This window comes from Streptomyces sp. NPDC006012 (genome assembly GCF_042871185.1).
Classification (GTDB): Bacteria; Actinomycetota; Actinomycetes; order Streptomycetales; family Streptomycetaceae; genus Streptomyces.
In genome coordinates this window covers 58,416-71,950 of record NZ_JBIAIE010000026.1, presented here as the reverse complement: position 1 = coordinate 71,950, position 13,535 = coordinate 58,416, and the positions used below count along the sequence as shown (strand labels likewise).

The following is a 13,535-nucleotide window of genomic DNA, read 5'->3' as shown; positions in this document are numbered from 1 at the left end:
GGGGGTCGGCGCCGGGGCTCAGCGCGCTTCGCTCGGGAGCCACTCGAACGCCTCGGCGCTCGGGCGGTCGCCCGGCTTGTACTCCAGGCCGACCCGGCCCTCGTAGCCGGCCTTCCGCAGCTGGGCGAGGAGGTCCTCCAGGGGGAGCGAGCCGGTGCCCGGGGCCCCGCGGCCGGGATTGTCGGCGATCTGCACATGGCCGGTCCTCGGCAGGTGGCGCTCGATGACCGCGGGCAGGTCCTCGCCGTTCATGGACAGGTGGTAGAGGTCCATGAGGAAGCGGGCGTTGCCGAGCCCGGTCGCCTCGTTCACCCGGTCGACGACCTCGACCGCGGCCGGTGCCGACACCAGTGGATACAGCGGCGACTCGGGTTTGTTCAGCGCCTCGATCAGCAGGATCGCGCCGATCCGGTCGGCCGCGAGGGCCGCCAGCGCCAGGTTCTCCAGGGCCAGGGCGTCCTGCTCGGCCGGGTCCACGCCCTGGACGCGGTTGCCGTACAGGGCGTTGAGCGCCGTGCAGTCGAGCGAGGCGGCGAAGTCCGCGGCGACGTCGATGTTGGTGCGGAACCGCTCGGACTCCTCCCCCGGGACGGACAGTGCCCCGCGGTCCGGTCCGGGGAGCCGGCCCGAGTAGAAGTTCAGGCCCGTGAGCTGGACGCCCGCGTCGTCGATCGCCTGTTTCAGGGCGGCGAGCTGGGACCGCTCGGGGGCGGGGGAGCCGACCCAGGGCCACCACAGCTCGACCGCGGTGAAGCCGGCCGCGGCGGCGGCGGTGGGACGCTCCAGGAGGGGGAGCTCCGTATAGAGGATCGACAGGTTGACGGTGAAGCGCTGGTCTGCGAATCCCATCGGGGCCGCGCCCCCTTCCGGTCGAGAATTTCATATTGTGGAAGTTGATTTCTGCTTAATGGAAGACTGCAGCCCTGGGTGGGTGGTTGTCAAGGCCAGGAGCCGTCGGCCCGGGCGTCCGTTAAGGTCGTCCCACAGCGGCCGGGCGAGCGATGCCATGGGGGCACAGTGCGATTGCGGGTGGAGTTCACGACGGAGCCCTTCGACCTCGACGAGGCTCCGGCGCATGCGCTGGTGGCCCGCGAGGTCATCGAGGCGGCCGGGCTGGACGCGGTGGACGTCGGCCCCTTCGGCAACACCGCGGAGGGCTCCGCCGACGCCGTGCTGACCGCCGTGGACGCCCTGCTGCGCCGCACGCTCGACGCCGGCGCCACCCGGATCTCGCTCCAGGTCAACGTGGCGGGGGAGGAGGCCAGTTGAGCGGGGACGAGCCGTTCATCGCGGCGGTGAAGCCACTGGTCGACGCCATGGGCGGGCAACTGCTGCCGCCGGACGAGGCCGGCCCCGACGACGTCGTGCTCGCCTGGGAGGGATCCGACGTGGTGGCCGTGCGCCTGCCCCAGCTCGCCGACTCGCTGGACCACATCCTCGCCGCCATGGAGCGCAGGCGCGGCAAGCCGCTGGCCGACCTGGACCGCAAGGCCAAGCAGGAGGTCGTACGGGTCCTGGAGGCGCGCGGCGCCTTCTCCGTGCGGCACGGGGTGGAGACCGTGGCCACCGCCCTCGGGGTCAGCCGCTTCACCGTCTACAACTACCTCAACCGCGAGAAAGAGACCTGATCAGGGCCTTGGTCCCGGGGAGGTGGCAGCCGACGTCCGAGGGCCGGACGAGGATGGTCCGGCCGCTCGGATTTTCAACAAAGTGTTGACGGCGTGTGGCGCAGGGCGTTAGCTGGCCGCAGCCCGATCCGTACGAAGCCGCTCCCGGCAACGGAGGCTCCCGTGACTTCGACACCCACACCCCCGGGCCTGGCCCGGTTCAACGTCCTGGCGGAGCACACGGCCCGCGCCGCCCTCCGGGCGGCGTGCGCCGCACCGGCATGGGCGGGACGGCTCCTCGTTGACCGCCCGTACGCCACGGTGGACGACCTCTACGCCGCCAGCGACGCCGCCACCGCCGCCCTGACCCCCGCGGACCTCGCGGAGGTGATGGCCGCGCACCCGCCGATAGGCCGCCCGAGACCCGGCGACCCGGCCTCGGCCCGGGAGCAGCGCGGCATGGCCGGCGCCTCCGCACAGCTGAAGGCCGAGATGCTCGAACTGAACCTGGCCTACCAGGACCGGTTCGGCCAGGTGTTCCTCGTCTGCGCCACCGGAAAGACCGCCGAACAACTGCGCGACGCGGTCCGGGAACGGATCGGCAACACGCCGGAGCAGGAGCGGGCGATCGTCCGCGCCGAGCTGGGAAAGATCAACCGTGTCCGGCTGGCCCGACTCGTCGAAGAGGACCTCCCCGAATGAGCACGACCACCACCGCCCCGCGGCAGACCTCCGTGTCCACCCACATCCTGGACACCAGCGCCGGCCGCCCCGCCGCGGGCGTCACCGTCCGGCTCGCCGCCCGCGCCGGGCGCGACGCGGACCTGCGACCGCTCGGCGCCTGTGCGACCGACGCGGACGGGCGGTGCAAGGACCTGCCGGCCCTGCCGGATGGGACCACCCACGTACGCCTCGACTTCGAGGTCGAGACGTACTTCGAGAACAGCGCGAAGAACCAAGCCGATGCGCAGCAGGACGCCCCCGCTAACCGGGACAGCGGCACGGTGTTCTTCCCCGAGGTGGCGGTCACCTTCGCGGTGACCGCCGGGGAGCACTACCACGTACCGCTGCTGCTCAACCCGTTCGGCTACTCCGTTTACCGAGGGAGCTAGCAGACACATGGCAGTCAATTCCCGCCCCGCCCAACCGTCCGACCCCCGCCCCGCCCCCGGCGCGGTCCGGGGCCAGCACGTGATCCTCGGACAGAACCAGTACGGCAAGGCCGAGAACCGGGTCGTCAGGATCACGCGGGACGGCGCGACCCACCACATCAAGGACCTCAGCGTCTCCGTGGCGCTGAGCGGCGACATGGACGACGTCCACTACTCCGGATCCAACGCCAACGTCCTGCCGACCGACACCACCAAGAACACGGTGTTCGCGTTCGCCAAGGAGTACGGCATCGAGTCCGCCGAGCAGTTCGGCATCCACCTCGCCCGCCACTTCGTGACGAACCAGGAGCCGATCAGGACGGCCCGGATCCGCATAGAGGAGTACGCCTGGGAACGGATCCCGGCCGCCGGTACCGGGGGCCGGCCCGGCGGTGCGGTCGACGCCGGGCACTCCTTCGCCCGCAAGGGCCAGGAGACCCGGCTGACCCAGATCACCTACGACGGCTCGTCGTGGGAGGTCGTCTCGGGCCTCAAGGACCTGGTCGTCATGAACTCGACCGACTCGGAGTTCTGGGGCTACGTCAAGGACAAGTACACGACGCTCCCGGAAGCCCGCGACCGTATCCTGGCCACCGAGGTCACCGGCCGCTGGCGGTTCGGCTGGAGCGACGACGCACAGCCGATGCCCGACTGGGAGACCTCCTACGAGGAGACCAGGAAGCACCTGCTCCTGGCCTTCGCGGAGACCTACTCCCTCTCCTTGCAGCAGACGCTCTACCAGATGGGCACGCGCATCCTCACCCACCGCGGCGAGATCGACGAGATCCGCTTCTCGCTGCCGAACAAGCACCACTTCCTCGTCGACCTGGAGCCCTTCGGGCTGAAGAACGACAACGAGGTGTACTACGCCGCCGACCGCCCCTACGGCCTCATCGAGGCCACCGTCCTGCGGGAAGGCCGCGAGGCGCGGATCCCGGTGGACCTCACCAACCTCTGACCGACCCGCCTTCGGCACCCGCGGCCGACGAGCAGCGCTCCTCGGCCGCGGCACTCGAATCCCCGGGGTCCTGCCGTGCCCTCACCCCTTCGGTGCACAGAGCGAAAAGGACGAATCATGGCAGCAGCCCAGCGCATCGTCATCGAGAACTGCTCGATCGCGACGGTCGACGCCGACGACACCGAGTACGCCGACGGACACGTCGTCATCGCCGGCAACCGCATCGAGGCGGTCGGCGCGGGCAGGGCACCCGAGAGGCTGACGGACGTCGGACGCCGTATCGACGCCACCGGCCATCTGGTGACCCCCGGCCTGGTCAACACCCACCACCACTTCTACCAGTGGATCACCCGGGGCCTGGCCACGGACCACAACCTCTTCGACTGGCTGGTCGCGCTGTACCCGACCTGGGCACGCATCGACGAACCGATGGTGTACGCGGCGGCCCAGGGCTCCCTGGCGATGATGGCCCGCGGCGGCGTGACCTGCGCCATGGACCACCACTACGTGTATCCGCGGGACTCCGGCGACCTGTCCGGCGCGATCATCCGCGCCGCCCGCGAGACCGGCGTCCGGTTCACCCTCGCCCGCGGCTCGATGGACCGCGGCCGGGGGGACGGCGGGCTGCCGCCGGACTTCGCCGTCGAGACCCTGGACGGCGCCCTCGCCGCGACCGAGGAGACCGTCCGCCGCCACCACGACGCCTCCTTCGACGCCATGACCCAGGTCGCCGTCGCGCCCTGCTCGCCCTTCTCCGTCTCCACCGAACTCCTGCGTTCCGGGGCCGAGTTGGCGCGGCAGCTCGGGGTGCGGCTGCACACCCACGGCTCGGAGACGGCCGAGGAGGAGAAGTTCTGCCACGAACTGTTCGGCATGGGCCCCACCGACTACTTCGCGTCCACGGGCTGGCTCGGCGCGGACGTGTGGATGGCGCACTGCGTCCACATGAACGACTCCGACATCGCCGCCTTCGCCCGTACCGGGACCGGCGTGGCCCACTGCCCCTCCTCCAACGCGCGGCTAGCGGCCGGCATCGCGCGCGTCCCCGACCTGCTCGCGGCCGGCGTCCCCGTCGGCCTCGGCGTCGACGGCACCGCGTCCAACGAGTCCGGCGAACTCCACACCGAACTGCGCAACGCCCTGCTGATCAACCGTCTCGGCGCACACCGCGAGGCCGCTCTGAACGCCCGCCAGGCGCTCAGACTCGGCACGTTCGGCGGTGCCCGGGTGCTGGGCCGCGCGGCCGAGATCGGCTCGCTGGAGCCGGGCAAGCTGGCCGATCTCGTGCTGTGGAATCTCGGCACGCTGGCCCACGCGTCCATCGCGGACCCGGTGACCGCGCTGGTGCTCGGGGCGGCGGCGCCGGTCACGGCGTCGTTCGTGAACGGCCGGCAGATCGTCGCGGACGGGCGGCTGCTGCACGTCGACGAGGACGCCATCGCCCGGTCCACGAGGGCCGAGGCCCAACGCCTGGCGCGGCTCGCCGCGCAGGACTGACCAGCGCCCCGGCAGGCGATGTCCTGCTGGGACGGGACGAACACTGCCTTTCGGGGCACCAGCTCCGGCCGGGAGGGACGGCTCCCGGTCGGCAGCCGTGGAACCCAGGGGGTTCCACGGCGGCCGTCGCCGGGGCGCGCGGCTCGGCCGCGCGCCCCGGCGACGGTCACCCGTTCCCCGGAACGGACCCGTTCCAGATCCTTCCCGCGCGCCGGCTCCACCGCGGCGCGGGGTACCCCCACAACCGCATACCCCACCTCCTTGACACCCGCGTCAGAGCCGACGTGCAACCGACCGGAGGAGAGCCGCCGTGTCCGCGAACCCCGTTGCCGCGCCCCACCCAGTCGATCAGAAACTCCCCGCCCTCAAACTGGCCACCAGCGGTCTGCAACACGTCGCCGCCATGTACGCGGGGGTCGTCGCCCCGCCCCTGATCGTCGGCGCCGCCGTGGGCCTGTCCGGCACCGATCTGGCCTTCCTCACCGGCGCCTGTCTGTTCACCGCCGGCCTCGCCACCTTCCTGCAGACCCTCGGGTTCTGGAAGATCGGCGCCCGGCTGCCCTTCGTCAACGGCGTCACCTTCGCCGGAGTCGCCCCCATGACCGCGATCGTGGCCGCGAGCCACGACAAGTCCGACGCCCTGCCCGTCATCTTCGGCGCGGTGATGGTCGCCGGAGTCCTCGGCTTCCTGGCCGCGCCCTTCTTCTGCAAGGCGGTCCGCTTCTTCCCACCGGTCGTCACCGGGTCGGTCATCACGCTCATCGGCGTGTCGCTGCTGCCCGTCGCCTTCGGCTGGGCGCAGGGCCCCGACCCCGCCGCCCACGACTACGGTTCGGCGAAGTACCTGGGCCTCGCGGCCGCGACCCTCGTGATCGTGCTGCTGCTGCGCCGCTTCACCCGCGGCTTCGTCAAACAGATCGCGGTCCTGCTCGGCCTGATCGCCGGGACGGTCGTCGCGATACCGCTCGGCGTCACGGACTTCGGCCCGGTCGCCGACGCGGACGTGATCGGCTTCCCGACCCCCTTCCACTTCGGGACACCGCAGTTCCACCTCGCCGCGATCCTGTCCCTGTGCGTGGTCATGGTGGTGTCGATGACGGAGTCGACCGCGGACATGCTGGCGCTCGGCGAGATCGTCGAACGGCCCGCCGACGAGAGGACCATCGCGGCCGGGCTGCGCGCCGACACGCTCGGCACGGCGATCAGCCCGCTGTTCAACGGCTTCATGTGCAGCGCCTTCGCGCAGAACATCGGGCTGGTCGCCATGACCCGGGTACGCAGCCGGTTCGTGGTCGCCGCCGGCGGTGGCTTCCTGGTCCTGATGGGCCTGTGCCCGATGGCCGCCTCGCTCATCGCCGTCGTACCGCCCCCGGTGCTCGGCGGCGCGGGCGTGGTGCTGTTCGGCTCGGTGGCCGCGAGCGGCATCCAGACGCTGGCCAGGGCGGGTCTGGACAGGGACAACAACGTCCTGATCGTGGCGGTGTCCCTCGCCGTCGGCATCATCCCGATCACCGCGCCGCACTTCTACCACGCCTTCCCGCAGACCGTGCGGATCGTCCTCGACTCGGGCATCTCGACGGGCTGCGTGGCCGCGGTGCTGCTCAACCTGGTCTTCAACCACCTCGGCCGCGACGGGCAGGCGCGGGACGTCACCCACCCCATGGAGGCGGGCGAGGAGATCGCCGCCGCCGGCCACTGACGGCGCTCTCCTCGACCGCCGGCCGCCGCGCAGGCGCCGGGTCGTTCAGAGCGGAGTCTCCAGGACCTCGGCCACCGACACCCCGCTCGTCGGGTCGTTCCCGTCCCAGGGCACCCACACCGTCCCGTCGCCCGACCGCCCCGCCTCCACCGTGTGGGTGACCCACTTCCGGTCGCGGGTCATCCCGTCCTGGTCGAGGAAGGCGAACGCGATCCGGTACCGGACCGGCGCCCGGGTGGGGTTGCGGACGGTGTACTCGGCGGAGAGTACGAGACGGCCCGCGCGCTGCTCGGTGCCGTACCCGTCCACCTCGACCGGCCTGCTGCCCGCCGTGCCGGCGCCGGGAACCGGGGCCGGCCGTCCGTGCAGGCCCCCAGGAGCAGCGCCGCGCCGACAACGAGCCCCGTGAGCCCGGCACGCGTGCGTATCGGCATGCTCAAGTCCACCCGTTTCCAGGCGAGTTCAGGTCCGCCTCGCCCAGTGTCGGGGATACCGCCGCCGTAGCGCCACCGCCGGGGCCGCTGCGGTAGTGGTGAGCCCCGCCACCCGGCTGGGCCGTACGCCACCGTGGCCGGGCCGCCGCGTCACGGGCGGCCGTGTCATGGGCCGTGGCGTCACGGGCGGCCCACGATGCCGGGCACCGGCCCGAGCCGCTCGACGCGCAGAGCCGTTCCGCGGGTCGTCACAGCCCGAGCAGGCCGGGGTCGGTCGCCAGTTCCGTGACGGTCTTGCGTGGGTCGGCGACCAGCTTGCGCAGCTTCAGATCGAGGATCCCGCCGACGCCGATGATCTCGGCCGCCACGGTTTTGTCGGCCTTGGTCACCGTCTGCCGGATCCGGAAGGTCTTGCCCTCGCCCCACTCGAACACGCAGGTCACGTCGACCTCGTCACCGGTGAGGAGTTCACGCAGATAGCGGATCGTCGTCTCCAGCACGATCGGGCCCACACCCCGGTCGGCCAGCAGGCTCTGGCTGATTCCGGCGGCTTGCAGCACCGACCAGCGGGCGTGTTCCGCGTAGCTGAGGTACACCGCCTGATTGAGGTGGCCCTGGACATCCGTCTCGTATCCGCGGACGGTCACCCGGACGGAAAACGGCTCGCTCACGGTTCGGCTCTCTCTCGTGTTCCGGTGCTTCGTGTATGAGGCACTGATGCCTCCGATCCTGGCATGCACCTCACACCCGGCGCGGGGACGCCAGGACATACCGCTCCCGTGTCCTCGGCCGGGTGTACTCCCCGGCCTGCCAGCCCGCGCCCTCCAGAGTGGCCGCGCAGGCCCGCAACTCCTCCGCGTCCGGCGCGTACACCGCGACCGCCTCCGGCTGCGGGGTCGCGCGCACCCGGTAGCCGTCGGCGTCCGGCCCGGCCGGCCGGTGTCCGGCCGCCTCCAGGGCGAGCGCGGCGGCCCGCACCAGATGCGCGCGCTCCCAGCCGCACGGGCGGTCCGCCGACCCGTCGGTGTTCGTCATCCGGCGCAGTTCGAGCAGCCCCTGCCAGGCGGTGTGCACCTCACGCGCCCGGTCCGGGCCAGAGGCGGCCCCGGTCTCCTCCGGTCCGCCGACGCGGGCCGCGAACACCCCGCCGTCGTCGGCCGGGGCTGAGGGAAGGTGGGGGTGTTCGGCCGGGGCCGTGGCCGGTCCGGCAGGGGCGGCGGGCGCCGGGGCCGTCTCGCGCACCCGGTGTCCCGCCGGGGTGAGGAAGTGGTCGTGCGGCGGACGCGGATGCCGGAAGGCCAACCCCCGCTTCACCAGCGCCGCCAACTGCGGCTCCGTGCCGCGCAGCCGTCCGGTGACGGGATCGGCGGCGTCGATCACCCGCCGCTGCGCGACGGTCGGCGGTCGGGTCACGGCCTGCTCCTCCCCGGTGGACACTCCCTTTACGGAGCCGCCGACCGACCCTGCCCGGGGCCGGTCGTACGCTCCCTTCGAAGCGTACGACCGGGGTCCGACAGCGGGCCGAACCCGTCGGTGGGACCGGCCCGGCCCGACCCGGCCCGGTCAGCCGGCCGGCCGGGCGTTCCACTCCGCGATCACGGGCCGCTCGTGCTCGGTGCCCAGCCGGCACAGCGTCCCGGTCTCCAGCCGGAACAGCGCACCGTGCGCGGGCGGCAGCCCCAGGCGGCGGGCGGTGAGGACGCGCAGGAAGTGCCCGTGCGCGACCAGCAGCACATCGGCGTCGGTGTCGAGGTCGGCGAGTGCGGCGTCCACCCTGGCCAGGACACGGTCGGCCCGTGCGCCCACCTGCTCGGGAGACTCCCCGGGGTGCTCCGGCGGCCCCGGCGCGACCCCGTCGGTGAACAGGAACCAGCCGGGCCGGGTGCGCTGGATCTCGTCGGTGGTGATCCCCTCGTAGCCCCCGTAGTCCCACTCGTGCAGGTCGGGGTCGACGCGGGCGCCGTCCGCCCCGATGAGTCCGGCCGTCTCCCGGGCCCGGTGCAGCGGGCTGACGAACGCCGCGCCGATCCGCAGCGAGCCCACCAGGGGCCGCAGTCGACGCACCTCGTCCCGGCCGTGGTCGGTGAGCGGCAGGTCCGTCCAGCCGGTGTGCCGTCCGGACCGTGACCACTCGGTCTCGCCGTGCCGGACCAGGAGAAGATCACCCATGGGTCACAGGCTACGAGCCCAGCGCTCCAACTCCATGAATTCACGCTCCCGCAGGCCGTGGCGCGGGTCGACCGGAAGGAGCAGCGCGGGGCGGTCGTGGTACGCGGCGACATGCCGTACGTCGAGATCCGTGACCATGTCGTCCACCCAGACGAACGGCCGCCCGGCCGCCCACGCCACCACGTGCCGGGTCTTCCAGTACAGCCCCTCGGGATCCGGGGCGAACAACTCGGGCCACTCGATGACCGGCAGCGTGCCCGGCAGCCCGATCACCGGCGCGATCATCTCGTTGGCCTCGTGCATCCAGGTGGTCGCCCACGCCAGCTCGTACGGCAGGGCGAGCAGCCGGGCGCCGTGACCGGGGTGCAGCCGCACCCGCAGCCCGCGGCGCAGCCGCCGGGATCCCGGCGGCTGCCGAGTCGACCAGTCCGCCGGATGCAGCCGCCGGGTGACGAAGCCGCGGTGCCGCAGGAACCGGGCACGAAAGGGATTGAGCGGGCCGTCGACGTCGAGGAGCAGCAGCGGGCGGTCGGTCAGGTCGATCTCCGCCATCGGCGGCCCCCTTTTCGGTTGGGGTACTCAGTGCGCGGTGGTGTAGGAGACGAAGGCGGACCATGGCTTGGCGCCGACGGTGAGTTGGGGGCTCCGGTGCCGCTTCGAGTCCCGTATCCAGACAGTGCCGGGGACGAAGGCGACCTCCACACAGGCGGGGCCGTCGTCGGTGCTGTAGCTGCTCTTGAACCACTTCAACTCGGGGTCGTGACCGGTCGAGGGCTGCACGCTCATGTCTCTCCAAGAACTTTCTCGATGAAGGCCATTGAGTCTTGCGGTGGAAGGGCCTGGGCCCGGACGACCCCGTAGCGCAGTTCGAGGATCTGGATCTCCTTGGGCTCGGAAATCAGTCGACTGGTCCGCTGAACCTCGTTGTGCCCCACCGTGGTGCCCTCCCTGAGCCGCAGCAGGTGAAAGGGCCCGCCGAGACCGGCGTTGTCCTCGCGATCCAGAGGTAGCACCTGGATTTCCACGTTCCGCATCTGCCCGATTTCCAGTAGCCGTTCGAGCTGTCGGCGCAGGACCATTCTGCCCCCGACGCGCCTCCGCAGGGTCGCCTCATCATGCACGAAGCCGAAGGCCGGGATCATCTGCTTGGTATCGATGATCGTCTGCCGCGCCAACCGCGCAGCGACAAGCCGCTCCACCTCTTCCTCGGAGAACGCCGGTCGCCGTGCGCCGAACACGGCCCTCAGGTACTCCTCCGTCTGCAAGAGCCCGTTGACGACGGAATTGTCGTAGGCGCAGATCTCGACCGCCTCCGCCTCCAACTTGGCCAGATCCCGCACCTTCTTCGGATACCGCGCCCGCTCCACGTCCTTCGTCAACCCGGCGATCATCCCGCCGGCTTCGAGCACCTGGTCCGCCGTTTCGAGGAGCTGCGACTTCGGTGCCCGCCGTCCCCGTTCCACCGAGGACACCTGCTCCTCGCTGTAACCGATGGCCGTACCCAGGTCGGCCTGGGTGAGCCCCTTCCGCTCGCGCCACATCTTGACGACCTTGCCGACGGTCCGCAGGACGGCCGCCGACTCCTCGTCCTCGGTGTCTCCACCGGTCACGTCCACCACTCCGACACCTCCACCGCATGGCTCTCGTGCGCAACTGCCGACCCGTCCGCCGCGTCACGCGTCGCCGTCCGGACAGTCCCGGACCGCGACCGGACAGTGACGCTGCGTACCGATGGTGTTGCTGTTCAGCGTAGATACGAGTGACCACGCTGGGTGAGGTGAACGCTGATATTGCCGACTCGGTGACCCGTCATTCCACCCTCCTCCTCTCCGCGACTCCGAGAGGCGCCCGGCTCGCCCGGCACCTGGCGGCCGAGCAAGTCCACAGCTGGGGCTGGACGTACGACACCGAGGCCAACCGCACGGTGGCGCTGCTCGTGACCGAACTCGCCGCGAACGCGGCACTGCACGGCCGGGCGCGGGGCCAGGGCTTCCGCCTCCGGCTCACCCTGTACCCCGCGGACGCCACGCTCCGTATCGAGGTGACGGATCCGCGTCCCGACCGCCGTCCGCCCGGCCCCGGAACCCTCCGACCGGCCCGTCTCGAAGCCGAGTCCGGCAGAGGGCTCCTGCTGGTGGAGGCACTGGCCACCCACTGGGGTACGACGTGTGCGGACCCGTACACCAAAACCGTCTGGTGCGAGGTCGCTCTCGCGTGACCCGCGTGACGGTGCCCCGGCCGGTGACTTCTTCAGGCGGTCGGGTGCGGCGTCCCAGTGCGCAGCGCGCGCGCGAGCAGGCCGATCAGGGCCGCGTTGACCAGACCGGACAACGCCACACCGGCGGAGAAGATCAATGGGCTCAGCCAGGAGAGCGAGGAGTCCCATTCCGGGGTCGGCACCAGGAAGGCGAGGATGCTGAGCGGGGCCGTGGTCATGTACGGCCAGATCGCGGCGAACCCCGGGTCCGGCGACAGGTACACGGCGTACAGGAAGAACGCCAGCGACGCGGCGACCACGGCGAGATAGCCGCGTGCGGGCCAGTTGTCCGTGGCGAGCGCGAGGAAGCGGCGCGTGCGGGAGGCGTTCGGCATGTCAGGTGTCCTTCGGGTCGGGCCGTGATGGTGTCCTCACAGGGTGGCCCGGGGAACGTTTCGCGGGGATGAGTACCGGTACTCATCCCCGCCTGGGGGCCACACCGCGCTCAGGCACCGGGCCCGGCGGATGTCACTGCCGGTATCCGCCGAGGAACCGTCCGATCCGCCCGATCGCCGCCTCCAGGTCGTCCGCGTGCGGCAGGGTGAGGATCCGGAAGCGGTCCGGGGACGGCCAGTTGAACCCGGTGCCCTGGACGACCTGGATCTTCTCCCGGAGCAGCAGGTCGAGGACGAACTTCTCGTCGTCGTGGATCCTGTGCACCTTGGGGTCGAGGCGGGGGAAGGCGTACAGCGCGCCCTTGGGCTTCACGCAGGACACGCCCGGGATCTCGTTGAGCCGCTGCCAGGCCACGTCCCGTTGCTCCCGCAGGCGTCCGCCGGGTGCGGTGAGTTCGTGGATGGACTGGCGGCCACCGAGCGCGGCCTGGATGGCGTACTGGGCGGGCGCGTTGGGGCACAGCCGCATGGAGGCCAGCATCGTCAGGCCCTCCAGATAGTCCTTGGCGTGCTGCTTGGGTCCGGTGACCACCAGCCAGCCCGAGCGGAAGCCGGCCACCCGGTACGTCTTCGACAGCCCGCAGAAGGTGAGGACGACCAGGTCGGGGGCGAGCGCGGCGGCGGGGTGGTGGACGCTGCCGTCGTACAGGATCTGGTCGTAGATCTCGTCGGCGAAGACCATCAGGCCGTGGCGGCGGGCGAGGTCGAGGATGCCGTCGAGGACTTCCTTCGGATAGGCGGCGCCGGTCGGGTTGTTGGGGTTGATGATCACCACGGCCTTGGTGCGGTCGGTGATCTTCGATGCCATGTCGGCCAGGTCCGGGTACCACTGAGCCTGCTCGTCGCACAGGTAGTGGACCGGTTTGCCGCCCGCCAGCGTGGTGACCGCCGTCCACAGTGGGTAGTCCGGTGCCGGGATCAGGATTTCGTCGCCGTCCTCCACCAGCGCCTGCACGGCCATCGACACCAGTTCGGAGACGCCGTTGCCGAGGAACACGTCGTCGACGCCGACCGCGAGGCCAAGGTTCTGGTAGCGCTGGGCGACCGCCCGGCGGGCGGAGAGGATGCCGCGTGAGTCCGTGTAGCCGTGGGCCTGCGGCAGCATCCGGATCATGTCCTGGACGATCTCCTCCGGCGCCTCGAAGCCGAACAGCGCGGGGTTGCCGGTGTTCAGGCGCAGCACGCTGTGGCCCGCCTCCTCCAGCGCGTCGGCCTGCTCGATCACCGGGCCGCGGATCTCGTAGCAGACCTCGCTGAGCTTGTTCGACTGCCGGAACTCCATGCGCCGCTTCCCCTCAGATAACTGGTGTTGCTTGGTTTTACCAAGTGAGAGCTTGGAAAGTCCAACAACATGTCTAGACTGCGTCG

Annotated in this window: 18 protein-coding genes; 8 read left to right on the top strand and 10 right to left on the bottom strand. The window is 71.2% G+C overall.

Annotated elements, in window-relative coordinates; translation table 11 throughout:
• Positions 1-18: 18 nt before the first annotated feature.
• Complete coding sequence (locus ACFYPJ_RS31870) at positions 19-849, bottom strand: TIM barrel protein (protein WP_389024714.1); 831 nt, start codon at positions 847-849, stop codon at positions 19-21.
• 168 nt (positions 850-1,017) lie between these two features.
• Between ACFYPJ_RS31870 and ACFYPJ_RS31865 the strand changes: the two genes are divergently transcribed.
• The 7 genes from ACFYPJ_RS31865 to ACFYPJ_RS31835 all read left to right on the top strand — a co-directional run bounded on the left by ACFYPJ_RS31865 (position 1,018) and on the right by ACFYPJ_RS31835 (position 6,912).
• The gene (locus ACFYPJ_RS31865) at positions 1,018-1,269 is read left to right on the top strand and encodes a hypothetical protein (RefSeq protein ID WP_389024712.1); all 252 of its coding nucleotides are present in this window, start codon (positions 1,018-1,020) and stop codon (positions 1,267-1,269) included.
• Between the two features lie 47 nt (positions 1,270-1,316).
• Positions 1,317-1,628 (top strand): helix-turn-helix domain-containing protein, encoded by a 312-nt coding sequence (locus tag ACFYPJ_RS31860; RefSeq protein WP_389024773.1) that lies wholly within the window; start codon positions 1,317-1,319, stop codon positions 1,626-1,628.
• Positions 1,629-1,790: 162 nt separating this feature from the next.
• A complete protein-coding gene (uraD, locus tag ACFYPJ_RS31855; protein ID WP_389024710.1) occupies positions 1,791-2,309 on the top strand; it encodes a 2-oxo-4-hydroxy-4-carboxy-5-ureidoimidazoline decarboxylase in 519 nt (172 codons plus the stop codon).
• Positions 2,306-2,719: a hydroxyisourate hydrolase gene (uraH, locus tag ACFYPJ_RS31850; RefSeq protein ID WP_389024708.1), complete on the top strand. Its 414-nt coding sequence runs from the start codon at positions 2,306-2,308 to the stop codon at positions 2,717-2,719. Before uraD ends, uraH begins: the two co-directional genes overlap by 4 nt.
• A gap of 7 nt (positions 2,720-2,726) precedes the next feature.
• Complete coding sequence (gene pucL / locus ACFYPJ_RS31845) at positions 2,727-3,716, top strand: factor-independent urate hydroxylase (protein WP_389024706.1); 990 nt, start codon at positions 2,727-2,729, stop codon at positions 3,714-3,716.
• Positions 3,717-3,833: 117 nt separating this feature from the next.
• The gene (locus tag ACFYPJ_RS31840; RefSeq protein ID WP_389024704.1) at positions 3,834-5,213 is read left to right on the top strand and encodes an 8-oxoguanine deaminase; all 1,380 of its coding nucleotides are present in this window, start codon (positions 3,834-3,836) and stop codon (positions 5,211-5,213) included.
• A gap of 310 nt (positions 5,214-5,523) precedes the next feature.
• On the top strand, positions 5,524-6,912 hold the full coding sequence (locus ACFYPJ_RS31835; protein WP_389024702.1) for a nucleobase:cation symporter-2 family protein: 1,389 nt from the start codon (positions 5,524-5,526) through the stop codon (positions 6,910-6,912).
• Positions 6,913-6,957: 45 nt separating this feature from the next.
• Here the strand turns inward: ACFYPJ_RS31835 and ACFYPJ_RS31830 are convergent, their stop codons facing one another.
• The 7 genes from ACFYPJ_RS31830 to ACFYPJ_RS31800 form a co-directional block, all read right to left on the bottom strand.
• Positions 6,958-7,221, bottom strand: coding sequence for a hypothetical protein (locus ACFYPJ_RS31830; RefSeq protein ID WP_389024700.1), 264 nt, complete (start codon positions 7,219-7,221; stop codon positions 6,958-6,960).
• A gap of 373 nt (positions 7,222-7,594) precedes the next feature.
• Complete coding sequence (locus tag ACFYPJ_RS31825; protein WP_389024698.1) at positions 7,595-8,017, bottom strand: acyl-CoA thioesterase; 423 nt, start codon at positions 8,015-8,017, stop codon at positions 7,595-7,597.
• 70 nt (positions 8,018-8,087) lie between these two features.
• Entirely contained in the window at positions 8,088-8,759 is a 672-nt protein-coding gene (locus ACFYPJ_RS31820) for a hypothetical protein (protein ID WP_389024696.1), read from the bottom strand.
• A 150-nt stretch (positions 8,760-8,909) separates the two neighbouring features.
• Positions 8,910-9,515 (bottom strand): histidine phosphatase family protein, encoded by a 606-nt coding sequence (locus tag ACFYPJ_RS31815; protein WP_389024694.1) that lies wholly within the window; start codon positions 9,513-9,515, stop codon positions 8,910-8,912.
• Between the two features lie 3 nt (positions 9,516-9,518).
• Positions 9,519-10,052 (bottom strand): hypothetical protein, encoded by a 534-nt coding sequence (locus ACFYPJ_RS31810; protein ID WP_389024771.1) that lies wholly within the window; start codon positions 10,050-10,052, stop codon positions 9,519-9,521.
• A gap of 42 nt (positions 10,053-10,094) precedes the next feature.
• Positions 10,095-10,301, bottom strand: coding sequence for a DUF397 domain-containing protein (locus ACFYPJ_RS31805; protein WP_389024692.1), 207 nt, complete (start codon positions 10,299-10,301; stop codon positions 10,095-10,097).
• Positions 10,298-11,131 (bottom strand): helix-turn-helix domain-containing protein, encoded by an 834-nt coding sequence (locus ACFYPJ_RS31800; RefSeq protein ID WP_389024769.1) that lies wholly within the window; start codon positions 11,129-11,131, stop codon positions 10,298-10,300. Before ACFYPJ_RS31800 ends, ACFYPJ_RS31805 begins: the two co-directional genes overlap by 4 nt.
• 161 nt (positions 11,132-11,292) lie before the next feature.
• On the opposite strand from ACFYPJ_RS31800, the gene ACFYPJ_RS31795 reads away from it, so the two are divergent.
• Positions 11,293-11,733 (top strand): ATP-binding protein, encoded by a 441-nt coding sequence (locus ACFYPJ_RS31795; RefSeq protein WP_389024690.1) that lies wholly within the window; start codon positions 11,293-11,295, stop codon positions 11,731-11,733.
• Between the two features lie 32 nt (positions 11,734-11,765).
• Here ACFYPJ_RS31795 and ACFYPJ_RS31790 read toward each other — a convergent pair whose 3' ends face one another.
• Together ACFYPJ_RS31790 and ACFYPJ_RS31785 are read right to left on the bottom strand one after the other, a co-directional pair.
• A complete protein-coding gene (locus ACFYPJ_RS31790; RefSeq protein ID WP_389024688.1) occupies positions 11,766-12,107 on the bottom strand; it encodes an SCO4225 family membrane protein in 342 nt (113 codons plus the stop codon).
• A gap of 133 nt (positions 12,108-12,240) precedes the next feature.
• On the bottom strand, positions 12,241-13,449 hold the full coding sequence (locus ACFYPJ_RS31785; protein ID WP_389024686.1) for a pyridoxal phosphate-dependent aminotransferase: 1,209 nt from the start codon (positions 13,447-13,449) through the stop codon (positions 12,241-12,243).
• Positions 13,450-13,535 lie beyond the last annotated feature (86 nt).